At 60.7% G+C, this 14663-nt stretch carries 11 protein-coding genes; 7 read left to right on the top strand and 4 right to left on the bottom strand.

The window, feature by feature from the left end; translation table 11 throughout:
• Positions 1-35 precede the first annotated feature (35 nt).
• Together carB and VR71_RS00360 are read right to left on the bottom strand one after the other, a co-directional pair.
• On the bottom strand, positions 36-3335 hold the full coding sequence (gene carB, locus VR71_RS00365; RefSeq protein WP_045680141.1) for a carbamoyl-phosphate synthase large subunit: 3300 nt from the start codon (positions 3333-3335) through the stop codon (positions 36-38).
• 108 nt (positions 3336-3443) lie between these two features.
• Positions 3444-4025: a hypothetical protein gene (locus tag VR71_RS00360; RefSeq protein ID WP_040650278.1), complete on the bottom strand. Its 582-nt coding sequence runs from the start codon at positions 4023-4025 to the stop codon at positions 3444-3446.
• A 100-nt stretch (positions 4026-4125) separates the two neighbouring features.
• Between VR71_RS00360 and VR71_RS00355 the strand changes: the two genes are divergently transcribed.
• Positions 4126-5250, top strand: coding sequence for an aminodeoxychorismate synthase component I (locus VR71_RS00355; protein WP_045680137.1), 1125 nt, complete (start codon positions 4126-4128; stop codon positions 5248-5250).
• Positions 5251-5258: 8 nt separating this feature from the next.
• Here VR71_RS00355 and VR71_RS00350 read toward each other — a convergent pair whose 3' ends face one another.
• On the bottom strand, positions 5259-6491 hold the full coding sequence (locus tag VR71_RS00350; protein WP_045680134.1) for a cyclopropane-fatty-acyl-phospholipid synthase family protein: 1233 nt from the start codon (positions 6489-6491) through the stop codon (positions 5259-5261).
• 238 nt (positions 6492-6729) lie between these two features.
• Between VR71_RS00350 and aspS the strand changes: the two genes are divergently transcribed.
• Together aspS and VR71_RS00340 are read left to right on the top strand one after the other, a co-directional pair.
• Entirely contained in the window at positions 6730-8505 is a 1776-nt protein-coding gene (aspS, locus tag VR71_RS00345; RefSeq protein WP_045680132.1) for an aspartate--tRNA ligase, read from the top strand.
• A 67-nt stretch (positions 8506-8572) separates the two neighbouring features.
• Positions 8573-9289, top strand: a complete 717-nt coding sequence (locus tag VR71_RS00340) for a GNAT family protein (protein WP_009815791.1) — start codon at positions 8573-8575, stop codon at positions 9287-9289.
• Between the two features lie 12 nt (positions 9290-9301).
• Here the strand turns inward: VR71_RS00340 and thrS are convergent, their stop codons facing one another.
• Positions 9302-11248, bottom strand: coding sequence for a threonine--tRNA ligase (thrS, locus tag VR71_RS00335; RefSeq protein ID WP_045680130.1), 1947 nt, complete (start codon positions 11246-11248; stop codon positions 9302-9304).
• A gap of 246 nt (positions 11249-11494) precedes the next feature.
• On the opposite strand from thrS, the gene VR71_RS00330 reads away from it, so the two are divergent.
• The 4 genes from VR71_RS00330 (at position 11495) to VR71_RS00315 (ending at position 14636) form a co-directional block, all read left to right on the top strand.
• Entirely contained in the window at positions 11495-11719 is a 225-nt protein-coding gene (locus VR71_RS00330; RefSeq protein ID WP_040650857.1) for a hypothetical protein, read from the top strand.
• A gap of 9 nt (positions 11720-11728) precedes the next feature.
• Entirely contained in the window at positions 11729-12979 is a 1251-nt protein-coding gene (locus VR71_RS00325) for an MFS transporter (protein WP_296429649.1), read from the top strand.
• A 68-nt stretch (positions 12980-13047) separates the two neighbouring features.
• On the top strand, positions 13048-13815 hold the full coding sequence (locus VR71_RS00320) for an alpha/beta hydrolase (RefSeq protein ID WP_045680253.1): 768 nt from the start codon (positions 13048-13050) through the stop codon (positions 13813-13815).
• Between the two features lie 92 nt (positions 13816-13907).
• Positions 13908-14636 (top strand): alpha/beta fold hydrolase, encoded by a 729-nt coding sequence (locus VR71_RS00315; RefSeq protein WP_045680251.1) that lies wholly within the window; start codon positions 13908-13910, stop codon positions 14634-14636.
• Positions 14637-14663: the final 27 nt, after the last annotated feature.

Raw genomic sequence — 14663 nt, 5'->3', positions numbered from 1 at the left:
GTGAGCCGTTTCATCGGTCTCCCGAAACGAAGAGTTCAGGCTTTGCTGCCCTGCAACGGCAAAACCGTCAGTTCGCCCTCTTCTCTCGCCTTGATCGCCAGTGCAGCGGCGTTGGAACCTGCCATGGTGGTGTAATAAGGTATCTTGTCATAGAGCGCGACCGAGCGGATTTCGCGACTGTCCTCAACCGCTTGCGTGCCTTCGGTGGTGTTCATGACCAGCGCGATTTGCCCGTCCTTAAGCATGTCAACGATATTGGGGCGGCCTTCATAGACCTTGTTCACTACCTCGCATGTGATGCCTGCCTCTGACAGGAACGATGCAGTGCCGCGCGTCGCTACGACATCGAACCCGAGGTCGACCAAGACCTGCGCCGCTTCGATCATCTGCGGTTGTTTGTCCATATCCTTGATGGATATGAACACCCGCCCGGTATCGGGCAGGTCCACACCTGCGCCCATCTGCGCCTTGAGGAAGGCGCGCGGGAATGACACATCCCAGCCCATCACCTCGCCGGTCGAGCGCATTTCGGGCCCAAGGATGGTATCGACGCCGGGGAAGCGGGCAAAAGGTAGCACCGCTTCTTTGACCGAAAACCACGGCATGTTGGGATCAGCCAGTGTCATCTGATCGGCCATCGGCAGGGTGCCAGGCTTGGTATCCTTGGGGTAGGGGCCGCGGTACGGGAAGGCGTCCATCGTTTCGCCCGCCATCAGGCGCGCGGCTATCGAAGCAATGGCGCTGTCTGTCGCTTTGGCCACGAATGGCACGGTGCGGCTGGCGCGGGGGTTAACCTCGATCAGGTAAATATCCTCGCCCTTGACCGCGAATTGTACATTCATCAGACCCACGACATTGAGCGCAAGTGCCAAGGCCTCGGTCTGTTTCTTGATCTCGGCGATTGTAACGTCGCTCAGCGAATAGGGCGGAAGCGAGCAAGCGGAGTCACCCGAGTGAACGCCGGCCTCCTCAATATGTTGCATAATGCCCGCCACATGCACGCGCTTGCCATCACAAAGCGCGTCCACGTCGCATTCAATCGCCCCCGAGAGATAGCTGTCGAGCAAAACGGGGCTGTCTCCAGACACGACGACGGCTTCTGAGATGTAGCGCTCCAGATGGCCCATATCACGCACGATTTCCATAGCGCGGCCGCCAAGGACGTAGGATGGTCGGATGACCAGCGGAAATCCAATTTCCTCTGCAATCGCAAGCGCCTGTGCGTCGGTGCTGGCGATGCCGTTGTGCGGCTGTTTCAGCCCCAGTTTGGTCACGAGCGCCTGAAACCGCTCGCGATCCTCGGCCAGATCAATTGCGTCGGGAGTGGTGCCAAGGATCGGAATCCCCTCGGCTTCGAGCGCGCGGGCGAGTTTGAGCGGCGTTTGCCCGCCGAACTGCACGATGACCCCGTGCAATGTGCCGTTCTCCTGCTCTTTGCTCAGGATCTCCATCACATGCTCAAAGGTCAGTGGCTCAAAATAGAGGCGGTCCGAGGTGTCGTAATCTGTCGACACAGTCTCGGGGTTGCAGTTGATCATGATCGTCTCATACCCGGCCTTGGACAGTGAGAAACAGGCATGGCAACAGCAGTAGTCGAATTCGATCCCCTGACCGATCCGGTTCGGACCGCCACCCAGAATGACGACTTTCTTGGCATTAGAGGGGCGTGCCTCGCATTCAACCTCGCCCATCATCGGTGCTTCGTAGGTAGAGTACATGTAGGGCGTTTGCGCTTCGAACTCTGCGGCGCAAGTGTCGATCCGCTTGAACACGGCCCGCACCCCCAGATTGACGCGCGCGCGCCGCACCTGACCTTCATCGCGTCCTGTCAGCTTGGCCAGGCGGGCATCGGTGAAACCCAGCATCTTGAGCCGCCGCAGAGCATTCTCCGTCATGGGCAGACCTTCGCGGCGAATGCCCTCTTCGGCATCTACGATCTCGCGTATACGGGCAATGAACCACGGATCGAATGCGGTGGCTGCGTTGATCTCGTCGTCGCTCAGACCGTGACGCATGGCCTGCGCAATCGTGCGCATCCGGTCCGGCGTGGCCACGGACAAGGCACGGATCACAGCAGCTTTGTCCGGAGCACCTTCGATGATGACCTCGTCAAACCCTGTGAGGCCGGTCTCCATCGACGCCAATGCCTTTTGCAGACTCTCGTGGATGGTTCGGCCGATTGCCATTGCTTCGCCCACGGATTTCATCGCGGTCGTCAGGTGCGGTTTCGCACCCGGAAACTTCTCGAATGCAAAGCGTGGGATTTTGGTCACCACATAATCTATCGTCGGCTCAAAACTGGCGGGCGTCACCCTGGTGATGTCGTTGTCCAACTCATCGAGCGTGTAGCCCACCGCAAGCTTGGCTGCGATTTTGGCAATCGGGAATCCCGTAGCCTTGGAGGCCAACGCCGAAGAGCGCGATACGCGCGGGTTCATCTCGATCACCACCATACGCCCGTCCGCAGGATTGATGGCCCATTGTACGTTCGAGCCACCGGTCTCGACGCCGATCTCGCGCAGAACGGCAATCGAGCCATTGCGCATGATCTGATACTCTTTGTCGGTCAAGGTCAGCGCCGGGGCCACAGTGATCGAATCGCCAGTGTGAACCCCCATCGGATCGACGTTCTCGATTGCGCAGACGATGATCGCATTGTCCGCTTTGTCACGGACAACCTCCATCTCGAATTCCTTCCAGCCCAATAGGCTCTCGTCGATCAGGATCTGGCTTACGGGCGAGGCATCAAGGCCGGTTTTGCAGTAGTGGATGTAATCATCGCGATTATAGGCCACGCCTCCGCCGGTGCCGCCAAGTGTAAAGGCCGGGCGGATGATCGCGGGCAGGCCCACATAATCGATCGCCGCCATGCATTCATCCATGTTGTTGGCGATTGTAGCCTTGGGGTTCTCGATTCCCAAACGATCCATCGCCTCACGAAAGAGTTTGCGGTCTTCAGCCATTTCAATCGCTTGGCGATTGGCACCGATCAGTTCCACGCCGAATTTCTTGAGCACGCCCATGTCGTCGACCGCGAGGGCGGTATTTAGTCCGGTCTGACCACCCATCGTTGGCAAAAGGGCGTCCGGGCGTTCCTTTTCGATGATGCGGGCCACCACCTCAGGTGTGATCGGCTCGATATAGGTCGCGTCGGCGAGTTCCGGGTCGGTCATGATCGTGGCCGGGTTGGAATTGACCAGAATGACGCGGTATCCTTCTTCGCGCAGCGCCTTGCAGGCCTGAGCGCCAGAATAGTCGAATTCGCAGGCCTGTCCGATGATGATTGGACCCGCTCCGATGATCATGATGGATGAAATATCGGTTCTTTTCGGCATATCGGTCCCCGGGCAGCTGGAAGGGCAGGCGGGGCTGGCCCACCTGCGCAAATTGGTGGGGTTATAGCCATCACAGGCTGGTGTGCAAGGGGCAAACCCGTGCCGGGTTCAAGAGGTTTCCGGCAACTCAGCCGCATCTTCCAGAACGACCCGGTCGAGCGCACCCATGCCACTGCCATCGCGCTGCGGATAGAGGATCAGGCGGTCGATCACTTGGCCTGTCAGCGCGTTTGCCATATGGGTTGTGAACACATCATGCGACCCGCGCGCGACAAACCGATCCCGCGCCACCAGCTGCTCGCCCAGATACCCCTCGACCACGACTTGTGGCGCGCCGGTTTCCGTCTGCCAATCCAGCGAGACAAAGGTAAAGGGGGCCACCCGCAGAATCGCAACCGCGCCGCGCGTGTTCATCGCGCTCTCGATCTCGTTGGGCCCATCGGTGCCGTTCCCGGACTTGGCAGGAGAGGAGATCATCATGTCGCGGGTAACAACGCGGTATCCGTCCTCGGGCATTTCAGTCGGGGCTTGCCCCTCGCCCGGCCCCTCGAACCCGATCGACACTTGCCCCGCCTGCGCCGGTGAGGCCATGAGCCAGAGAGTGAACAAGCCGCCAATCCACCGTTGCATGCCCGCCGCCCCCTCACGAATGCCGTGATCCAGCGTTTCCCGACCTTGGTGCGCTGTCAAGGGTGCATCCGACCGCAAAACTGGTCCAAACCGACGCATTTAAGAGTGTGCTTTATGGATGGCAGGCCTAAATACGGAACACTTGCCAAGAGGATGCGCTGTGCAGATTCGTTTCGATCATGGTCCTGATGAGGCGGCCAGCCTGTTCGCGCAGGCCGAGCGCCTGATCGTGGCCCATACGCCCGAAGAGGTGCCCGGCGCACTTGCGGCACTCGATGCGGCGCGGGCCGAGGGCTATTGGCTGGCTGGGTTCGCCAGTTATGAGCTGGGACATGCGCTCGAGCCACGGTTGGCGCCTTACATGCCCGCGCGTCGCCGCTTGCCGCTTTTGCAGTTCGGGACCTATGCCGCGCCCGGTCCCGCCGCTCCGCTCCGGGCAGGTCCGGCTGCGTTCGGTGAAATGGCGCCGGACTGGGATCAGGCGCGCTATTCGCGGGCCTTTGAGGCTGTGCATAACTATATCTGCGCGGGCGATATCTATCAGGCCAATCTGACCTTTCCGCTGCGAATGACCGCCCAAGGCACGCCGCAGGCGCTCTATGCCGCACTCTGCGCCATCCAGCCAGTGCGCTATGGCGCGTTGATCGAGGCGGCGGGCCTGCCTGCGATCTTGTCCCGCTCGCCCGAGTTGTTCTTTCGTACCCATGCCGATGGGCGGATCGAAACCCGGCCGATGAAGGGCACACAACCCCGCAGCGCGGATGCGGCCGAGGATGCGCGGCGGCGCTTTTTCCTGCAATCCGATGCCAAGAACCGCGCCGAGAACCTGATGATCGTTGATCTTTTGCGCAATGACATCAGCCGCGTGAGCGTTCCAGGCTCTGTTCGCGTGCCCGAGCTTTTCTCGGTCGAGACCTATGAGACCCTGTACCAGATGACGTCGCTCATCACCGCAGATCTTATTCCCGGCACGGGCCTGTCGGATATCCTTCGCGCGCTCTTTCCCTGTGGGTCTATCACCGGCGCGCCGAAATTGCGGGCCATGCAGATATTGGCAGAGTTGGAGCAGCACGCCCGTGATATTTATTGCGGCTCTATCGGCTGGGCTGCCCCTGATGGGCGCGCCGAGTTCAATGTAGGCATTCGCACCCTGATGGTCGAAGACGAGCGCGCCACTTTGAATGTGGGCGGCGGTGTGGTCTATGACAGCACGGCAGCGGGCGAATACGAAGAAGCACTCTGGAAGGCACGATTTGCGCGGGCTCTGGCCAAGGTTCCGGCCTGACCGGCCGCCTATTCGGCGGCGTGGCGCAGGCGCGCGCTCTTGTCGCAATAAAGATAGTCCCGCGTGAGAGGCACCGCATCCTGTTTGGGCGTCAACTGAAACTGAAATACGACCTGATTGTTGAGGCGGAAAGTCAGTTCGCTGGCAACGAGATAATACCGCCACATTCTGCAAAACCGCTCATCATAGAGCGTGCGCACCCTGTCGATATTGGCCTCGAAACGGTCCCGCCAATGGCGTAACGTTTCGGCATAATGCAGACGCCAAACCTCTACGTCGGTCGTGACAAGATTGTGCCGCTCGACGGCAGCCACGGCCTCTGACATGGCCGGGCAATAGCCGCCCGGAAAGATGTATTTGGTGATCCACGGGCTCGTTGCCCCCGGCGGTCCCGCGCGCCCGATGGTATGGATAAGTGCGATCCCATCCGATGCCAACAAGCGCTCGACCGTCGCGAAATAGGCGTCGTAATGTGGCACGCCAACGTGCTCGAACATCCCGACCGATACGATGCGGTCAAACTGTCCTTTCACCTCGCGGTAGTCCGTCAGGTGAAACCGCACCCGGTCCGAAAGTCCCGCCTTTTCGGCTCTTTGATTGGCAATGCCATGTTGTTCTTTCGACAGGGTCACGCCCGTCACCTGTGCGCCGAAATCCCGCGCCAGCGTCAGGCCCATGCCGCCCCAGCCACAACCGATATCAAGCACGCGCATGCCGGGCTCGATCAAGAGTTTCGCCGCGATATGCGCTTTTTTGGCAGCCTGCGCCTCTTCCAGTGTCATATCGGGATGGGCGAAATAGGCGCAGGAATATTGCCGGTCGGCGTCAAGAAAGAGATCATAAAGCTCGCCTGAAAGATCATAGTGATGCGCCACGTTGGCGCGGGACCGTCCCGCCGGGTTGAACTGATCCAGACGCCGCTTGAACCAGCGCAGAGCCTCTAGCGGGCGGCGAAACCATGGCTGTCCCTGTGACGTAATATTCGTCATCGCAAGGCTGAGAAAGCCGAAGAGATCATCACCCGCAATGGTCAGCGTGCCGTTCATGTAACCCTCGCCTGCGGCCATATCGGGCGACATAACAATACGCCGGGGCAGGGTTGGATCATGCAGTGTGACCGTCACTTCTTGGCCGCCCGCGCCAGAGCCGTACGGCCGCGTGATCCCATCGGGGTAAGTCACGTTCAGACGTCCCTGTTTGAAAAGATGGGTCAATAACCCGTCAAGAGCTTTGGTCCACATGTCACACCCCATTTCCTCGCGCCAACACTGGCGCATTTCAACGGCGTACCAAACCGGTCCCTTCGCCCCTGTTTCCTGGGCTTGCCTGCTCATGTGGCAGTTATTTTTACCTAAAACGCCTTGCCTGTAAACGGTTTTGCGACCGCAGCCCGCCCCACGCCCTTGACTTTGCCGCCCCGCCAAGGTGTATCGGCCCGAACCCAAGACAATATCCCAGACCCGGGACCGGAGAGCCAAAATGCACGCATATCGCAGCCATTCCTGCGCAGATCTGACAAAATCGGATGTTGGCGGAGACGTCCGTCTTGCCGGTTGGGTGCACCGCATCCGCGATCACGGAGGGGTTTTGTTTATCGACCTGCGCGATCACTATGGCGTGACACAATTGATCTGCGACCCGGACAGCCCTGCTTTCGCGCGGGTCGAGAAGTTGCGCAGCGAATTCTGCATCCGAATCGACGGGGTGGTAAAGGCGCGCGCCGAGGGATTGATCAACGCCAAGATTCCCACGGGTGAGATCGAGGTCTTTGTGCGCGAGCTCGAGGTGCTAGGCGCGTCAAACGAACTGCCGCTTCAGGTGTTCGGCGATCAGGAATACCCCGAGGAAACCCGCCTGCGTTTTCGCTATCTCGACCTGCGCCGCGAGGCGATGCAGCGCAATATGGTGCTGCGCTCGGATGTCGTGGCCGAGATGCGGCGGCGGATGTGGGATCGGGGATTCCGTGAATTTCAGACTCCGATCATCACGGCAAGCAGCCCTGAGGGCGCGCGCGACTTTCTGGTGCCTAGTCGCCTGCATCCGGGTAAGTTTTATGCTCTGCCGCAAGCGCCGCAGCAGTTCAAGCAGCTCATCATGGTGTCGGGTTTCGACAAGTATTTCCAGATCGCGCCCTGTTTCCGGGATGAAGACCCACGCGCCGACCGCTCGCCAACAGATTTCTACCAGCTTGACCTCGAAATGAGCTTTGTTGAGCAGCAGGATGTGTTCGACACGATTCAGCCGGTCATTCAGGGCATCTTCGAAGAGTTTGGCGCCGGTGCTGTCGTTGATACCGACTGGCCGCAGATTTCCTATGCCGACTCTGCCCTCTGGTATGGCACCGACAAGCCCGACCTGCGCAACCCGATCAAGATGCAGGATGTGTCCGAGCATTTCCGCGGCTCCGGCTTTGCGATTTTCGCCAAGCTGCTGGAGCAGGATGGCACAGAAATCCGCGCAATTCCCGCCCCGACGGGCGGCAGCCGCAAGTTCTGCGACCGCATGAACGCCTTTGCCCAGAAAGAGGGCCTGCCGGGGATGGGGTATATCTTCTGGCGCGAGACAGATGGGGTTATGGAGGCCGCAGGCCCGCTCGCCAAAAACATCGGCCCGGAGCGCACCGAGGCCATTCGCCAGCAGCTTGGCCTTGGCGTGGGCGATGCCGCCTTCTTTCTTGGGGGCAAGCCGCAAGCGTTCGAGCGGGTGGCCGGCAAGGCGCGGACGGTGATTGGTGACGAGTTGGGGCTGACAGACCAGAACCGCTTTGCTTTTGCCTGGATCGTCGATTTCCCGATGTACGAGGCGGATGAAAACACCGGCAAGGTCGATTTCTCGCACAATCCCTTCTCGATGCCGCAAGGTGGGATCGAGGCGCTGAATGGCGATCCACTCAAGGTTCTGGGCTATCAATATGACCTCGCCTGCAACGGCTATGAACTGGTGTCGGGCGCGATCCGTAACCACAAACTTGATATTATGATCAAGGCCTTCGAGCTGGCTGGTTATGGCGAAGACGAGGTTCGCAAGCGCTTTGGCGGCATGGTCAACGCCTTCCAATACGGCGCGCCGCCGCATGGGGGGTGTGCTGCGGGGATCGACCGGATCGTGATGCTGCTGGCGGGCACGTCGAATATCCGTGAGGTCATCATGTTCCCGATGAACCAGCGGGCCGAGGATCTGATGATGAATGCGCCATCGGACCCGACGAGCGATCAGTTGATGGAGCTCGGCCTTCGGGTCATTCCGCAGGAGTAAGCATGGCTTTCCCTTGGCGCGATATTCATGCAATGTCGCGCCAAGGAAATATGCAGGGCCCGTAAAAATGACGCAAAATCGGCCAGTTGGGCCAAAGTTGGTGAATTGGACCCCGCCGCCCGCGCCGGATGGTGGGTCGCTGGTCGGGCGCTATGTTCGGCTCGATCGGCTGGATGCGGACCGACATGCAGCGGATTTGCACCGTGCGTTTTCGGTCGATGATGCGATTTGGGATTACCTGCCGTATGGGCCGTTCTCGTCTTCGGCGCAGTTGCATCGTTGGGCTCGAGATGTGGCGGCGGGGCGCGATCCACTGTTCTATGCCATTACCGACCTCGACACTGGGCAATTGGGTGGCGTGGCCAGCTATCTGCGGATCACGCCGCAAGCGGGGAGTATTGAAGCCGGGCACATCAATTTCGCCCCGAGTTTGCAGCGCACCCGCGCTGCAACAGAGGCGATTTTCCTTTTGATTCAATGGGCTTTTGAAGTGGGGTATCGCCGTTTCGAATGGAAATGCGACGCGCTCAACATGCCCTCACGACGGGCGGCGCAGCGGTTGGGGTTGAGTTACGAGGGGATTTTCCGGCAGGCGACGGTCGTCAAGGGGCGCAATCGCGACACCGCTTGGTTTGCCGCGATTGACGCCGAATGGCCCGCGCTGAAAGAGGCGTTCTCATTCTGGCTGGACCCTGCGAATTTTGACGATGAGGGCCGCCAACGCGAGAGCCTTGGCAGCCTCACGCGGTTGGTTCGGGTGGCCTCTGATCCAGCGCAGCGCTGATTTAGCGTTATATTACAATAGGTCCGGCGGTGTCGCCTCGCGCGCCAGTTCCGCCGCGACCTGATCCAGAGGCACGATGCGGCTGTCTTTTTCGCCCAAGCGGCGCAGCGACACGGTGCCGTCTTCGACCTCGCGCGGGCCACAGGCGAGGATCACCGGAACCTTGCCTACCGAATGCTCGCGGACCTTGTAATTGATCTTCTCGTTACGGGTATCGGCCTCGGCGCGGATGTTAAGGTCTGTAAGGTTTCGGGCGACTTTTGTAACGTAGTCATCCGCATCTGACACGATGGAGGCGACCACCACCTGACGCGGGGCGAGCCAGAAGGGCAGACGCCCGGAGTGCTCTTCGATTAGGATGCCGATGAAGCGCTCAAAGCTGCCCAAGACGGCGCGGTGCAGCATCACGGGGCGGTGTTTGGCCCCATCGGTGCCGATGTAATTTGCATCCAGACGTTCAGGCAGAACGAAATCCACCTGATGCGTGCCGCATTGCCATTTGCGCCCGATGGCGTCGGTCAGGGTGAATTCCAGTTTCGGGCCGTAGAACGCGCCCTCGCCGGGGTTCACCTTGGGTTCGATGCCTGCGGCGCGGGTTGCGGACAGAAGGGCCGCTTCGGCCTTGTCCCAAACCTCGTCGGACCCGGCGCGCACATCGGGGCGGGTGGAGAACAACACTTCGAAATTCGGGAAACCCAGATCGGCGTAGATACCCGACAGAAAGGCGATGAACCGCGCTGTTTCCGACTCGATCTGATCTTCGGTGCAGAAGATATGGGCGTCGTCCTGCGTAAAGCCGCGCACACGCATGATGCCATGCAGCGCGCCCGAGGGTTCGTAGCGGTTGCACGATCCGAATTCGGCCATGCGCAGCGGCAGGTCGCGGTAGGATTTCAGACCCTGATTGAAAATCTGCACATGGCAGGGGCAGTTCATCGGCTTGAGCGCGTTGACGGCCTTTTCGCGGGCGTGTTCCTCATCGACTTCGACGATGAACATGTTTTCCTGGTATTTTTCCCAGTGGCCCGAGGCTTCCCATAGCTTGCGGTCGACCACTTGCGGCGTGTTTACCTCGACATAGCCGCCGCGACGTTGCTGGCGGCGCATGTAATCCTGAAGCGTGGTGTAGACGGTCCAGCCGTTGGGATGCCAAAAGACCTGACCGGGGGCCTCTTCCTGCATGTGGAAGAGGTCCATCTCGCGGCCCAGCTTGCGGTGGTCGCGGCGCTCTGCTTCTTCGAGAAAGGTCAGATAATCCTTGAGCGCGTCGCGGTTCTGAAACGCTACGCCATAGATCCGTTGCAGCATTGGGCGTGTGCTGTCGCCACGCCAATAGGCCCCGGCCACGCTCATCAGTTTGAAGGCGTCGGCGGGCACCTGTCCGGTGTTTTGCAGATGCGGACCCCGGCAGAGATCCTGCCAATCGCCATGCCAGTACATGCGCAGCGGTTCATCACCGGGAATCGCCTCGATCAGCTCGATCTTGTAGGGCTCGCCGGTGTCGCGGTAATGTTGGATCGCGCGGTCGCGGTCCCAGATTTCTGTGCGCACGGGATCACGCAGATTTATGATATCCTTCATCTTTTTCTCGATGAGGCCAAGATCTTCGGGTGTGAAGGGGGCTGCGCGGTCGAAATCGTAATACCAGCCGTTCGAGATGACCGGGCCGATGGTGACCTTCACGTCGGGCCAGATTTCCTGAACCGCGCGGGCCATGATATGGGCCAGGTCATGCCGGATGAGTTCGAGCGCCGGGGCCTCGTCCTTCATCGTGTTGAGGGTGAGCGCGGCATCGCGGTCAATGGGCCATTGCAGATCCCAATGCGCGTCATCGACATAGGCCGAAATCGTGCGTTTGGCGAGCGATGGCGATATGCTGGCGGCGACTTCGGCGGGGGTGACGCCTTTGTCGTAGCTGCGCGTATTGCCGTCAGGAAAGGTCAGGGAAATCTGGGCCATATGCTTGGCTCCTCGTCGGTTTGGCGCCCACGGAACGCCCGGTTGCGGGTATATCGCCCCCCAAATGCCTCTTCGTGCGGACAAGGTCAAGAGTGCTGCGGTTGAGAGTGAAAGCAGCATGCGAACGCATACGACGACATGTTGACCTCTCAACGATGAAAATTGGTGGACAGGTCGTATTTGAATCCCATAATGCCGCATATGGGGCGTGCGATATTCGTTCGTCAGAAAAAGCGAGGGCTGTACATGTCGAGCTATAATTCAAAATTTGAGTTGTCGGTCGAGGATATGGACCTGATTGAAACCGCCCTCCGTCAGACCAAGGCGGATTTGTCGGGACGATCATACGCGCTGGTTGACGGGTTTGAACATCCCGAGGAAGCGCTGCGCAAGGTTGATGAACTGCTCGGACGCCTGCACAATCAAAAGGTGTTTTATCGCCCGCGCCGCGGGGCGTATATTGGCGGTTGATCCGGCGGCTTGCCTACTTTTGTTAAATTCCTGATTGCAGAGGATCACTCTGGCGGCTGGTCCAAAGAGGACCAGAGAGCGGCGCGTTTGCATGTTGGAGCGCTTAGTCTGAGCAAGCTGGCGGATGGGTTGCTTGACCCCAAGCTGGTGTTGAGTTGGCTCTTGGGCGCCTTGGGTGCGCCTGCGGCCTACGCGGGCATGTTGGTCCCGATCCGAGAGGCGGGCGCGCTTTTACCGCAGCTTTTGCTCGGGGGGTGGCTCGGTCGGATGCAGCACCGGCGCTGGATGTGGGTTGTGGGCAGTGCTGTACAGGGCGCGGCAGCGGCGTTGATTGCGATTGTGGCGTTGGTTCTAGAGGGCTGGCAGGCCGGGCTGGGGATCTGCGGGTTGTTGGCCGTGCTCGCAGTGGCGCGGGCGGCCTGCTCTGTCTCTTACAAGGATATTCTGGGCAAGACTGTCGCGCAGACGCGGCGCGGTGGGGTGACAGGCCTGGCAGGGTCGCTCTCGGCGGCGGGTGTGTTGGTCTTTGCGGTGCTGATGCTGACGGGGGTCTTGCGCAGTCAGGCGGCGGTGATCGGTGCCGTCGCGTTGGCGGGGCTGTGCTGGGGGCTGGCAGCACTGGTGCTTGCCGGGCTCTCTGAGGAGAGGAGCACACCGGAGACCGTTGAAGGGATTGGGCAGCGCTACCTCAAGATCTTGCGTGAGGATGCCAATCTGCGACGTTTTGTGCTGGTGCGCGGCCTATTGGTCAGCGCGGCGCTGGCCCCACCCTATATGGTGATGTTGACGGCGCAGGACGGTGGCGCGTTGGGGACGCTGGGTGCGCTTGTGCTGGCCTCGTCCGGGGCGTCGCTCTTGAGTTCCTATGTCTGGGGGCGAATGTCGGATCACAACAGTCCAAAGGTTCTTGCGCTGGCAGGCGCGCTCTCGGCGCTGGCTATGGTTGCGGCGATTGCGGCGGTGGGATTGGGCGTTGCACAGACACCGGGGGTGATGCCGACGATCCTGTTTGGCCTCATGCTCGCCTACCACGGTATCCGGCAGGCGCGGTCGGTCTATCTGGTGGATATCTCTGAGGAGGACCGCCGCGGGCCGAATGCGGCGCTGGCAAATACGGCGATCGGTGTCTTGCTGCTGGTGGCAGGGGGTGTTGGAGGGGCTTTGTCGATCGCCGGGCCAGTGCTGGCGTTGGCGGGATTTGCGGGCATGGCTGGGATGGGTGGGCTCTTGGCGCTCACGCTGCGAGAGGTTGCCGATTAGGTCAAAACCGATTTGCCGGGCCGCTCGGCGCGGTGCATGATCGCAACCTGGTATGGATGGAGAGCAGCATGGCCGATCCCGATTTTCTAACCACCGAGAGTGGCCGCCGGTTAGCCTATCATCAGAGCAGCGGGCAGGGCTCTGGCGTGGTGTTTCTAGGCGGGTTCAAGTCGGATATGGAGGGAACCAAGGCGCTCTGGCTTGAGGCGTGGGCGCGAGCGAGCGGCCGGGCGTTTTTGCGGTTTGACTACTCTGGGCATGGGCAATCCTCTGGCGCGTTCGAGGCGGGGGCGATTGGCGATTGGGCAGCGGATGCGCGGGCTGTCCTTGACGGGCTGACGCACGGGCCACAGATCCTTGTGGGGTCATCAATGGGCGGCTGGATATCTCTGTTGCTCGCGCGGGCGATGCCGGAGCGGGTCGCGGGATTGGTGACGATTGCCGCCGCGCCGGATTTTACCGAGGATGGAATGTGGGCGGGATTCGATGCCGCGCAGCGGCGAATGCTGCTGGAGGACGGTCAGGTGGCGCTGCCTTCGGAATATGGCGAGCCCTATATTATCACGCGACGACTGATTGAGGAGGGGCGCGACAATCTGGTTATGCGCAGCCCGCTGCATTTGCCCTTTCCTGTTCGATTTCTGCAAGGCACCCGCGACGCAGATGTGGATATGTCGGTGGCCTTGCGGCTTTTGGACCATGCGTCGGGGCCGGATATCCGGTTGACGCTGGTCAAAGGGGCGGATCACCGGTTCTCGGACCCTGATTGTCTGGCGCTGATCGGGGCCTCGGTCGAGGACGTCTTGGCGCGGTCCGCTTTGGCAAGCCTTGGCTGAACCGCGCGGCCCTTGCTGTGGGGACGGATGTGGTGTCATGCTGCTGTCACTTGCGGTTTCATATGTGATCGGGTCAGAGGCAGGAGTGAATGATGAGCAGTGAACCGGTGGTGTTCTTGCCCGGGATGATGTGCGACGCGCGGCTTTTCGCGCCGCAATTGACCGCGTTGAGCCCCGATATGGCTGTGACCGTCGCTCCGATCACCGGTGGAGATCGTATTGAGGAGATCGCCTCGGACCTGCTCGATGTGCTGCCGCGACGCTTTGCCTTGGCGGGCCTGTCGATGGGGGGGATTGTGGCGATGGAAATCCTGCGCCGCGCACCGGACAGGGTGACACGCCTGGCGCTCATGGATACCAATTCCCTCGCCGAGACGCCGCAATCGGCCACGGCCTATGAGCCGTTCATCATCAAGCTCAAAACCGGGGCAATCGCAGAGGCGGCACAGATGCTCTTGCGGTCCGAGTATCTTGCATCGGGGCCACGGCGCGCCGAAGTGATGGCTGAGGTCGTGCGCATGGCCGAGGCCCTCGGCCCGGAGATCATCATCCGGCAGACCCGTGCCCTGCAAAGGCGGCGCGATTATCAGGCGGTGCTCAGGCGCTGTCAGGTTCCGGTTCTGGTGCTCTGCGGGGCTGAGGACGGGTTGACCCCAGTCAAGCGGCACAGGTTCATGGCCGATCTAATTCCCTACGCCAATCTGGTTGTGGTCGAGGGGGCCGGGCATTTGCCGGTGCTGGAGCAGCCAGACACGACCACAGCGGCCTTGCGTGGCTGGTTGCGGCAACCTCTGGTTCTGCAACGGCGAGTGGATGCGTGATGGGGCGGCACGACGGCGGGGGTGTCC

Origin of the sequence: Roseovarius sp. BRH_c41 (assembly GCF_000961715.1) — a bacterium.
In the GTDB taxonomy this organism is placed as follows: domain Bacteria; phylum Pseudomonadota; class Alphaproteobacteria; order Rhodobacterales; family Rhodobacteraceae; genus Roseovarius.
The sequence above is the reverse complement of the archived record's forward strand: the minus strand, read 5'-3'. Positions and strand labels throughout refer to the sequence as shown.

Excerpts from the sequence above, each read along its gene's own strand:
- aspS (WP_045680132.1), top strand. The coding sequence starts at position 6,730 with ATGCACGCATATCGCAGCCATTCCTGCGCAGATCTGACAAAATCGGAT.
- VR71_RS00330 (WP_040650857.1), top strand. The coding sequence starts at position 11,495 with ATGTCGAGCTATAATTCAAAATTTGAGTTGTCGGTCGAGGATATGGAC.
- VR71_RS00350 (WP_045680134.1), bottom strand. The coding sequence starts at position 6,491 with ATGTGGACCAAAGCTCTTGACGGGTTATTGACCCATCTTTTCAAACAG.
- VR71_RS00340 (WP_009815791.1), top strand. The coding sequence starts at position 8,573 with ATGACGCAAAATCGGCCAGTTGGGCCAAAGTTGGTGAATTGGACCCCG.
- carB (WP_045680141.1), bottom strand. The coding sequence starts at position 3,335 with ATGCCGAAAAGAACCGATATTTCATCCATCATGATCATCGGAGCGGGT.
- VR71_RS00320 (WP_045680253.1), top strand. The coding sequence starts at position 13,048 with ATGGCCGATCCCGATTTTCTAACCACCGAGAGTGGCCGCCGGTTAGCC.
- thrS (WP_045680130.1), bottom strand. The coding sequence starts at position 11,248 with ATGGCCCAGATTTCCCTGACCTTTCCTGACGGCAATACGCGCAGCTAC.
- VR71_RS00315 (WP_045680251.1), top strand. The coding sequence starts at position 13,908 with ATGAGCAGTGAACCGGTGGTGTTCTTGCCCGGGATGATGTGCGACGCG.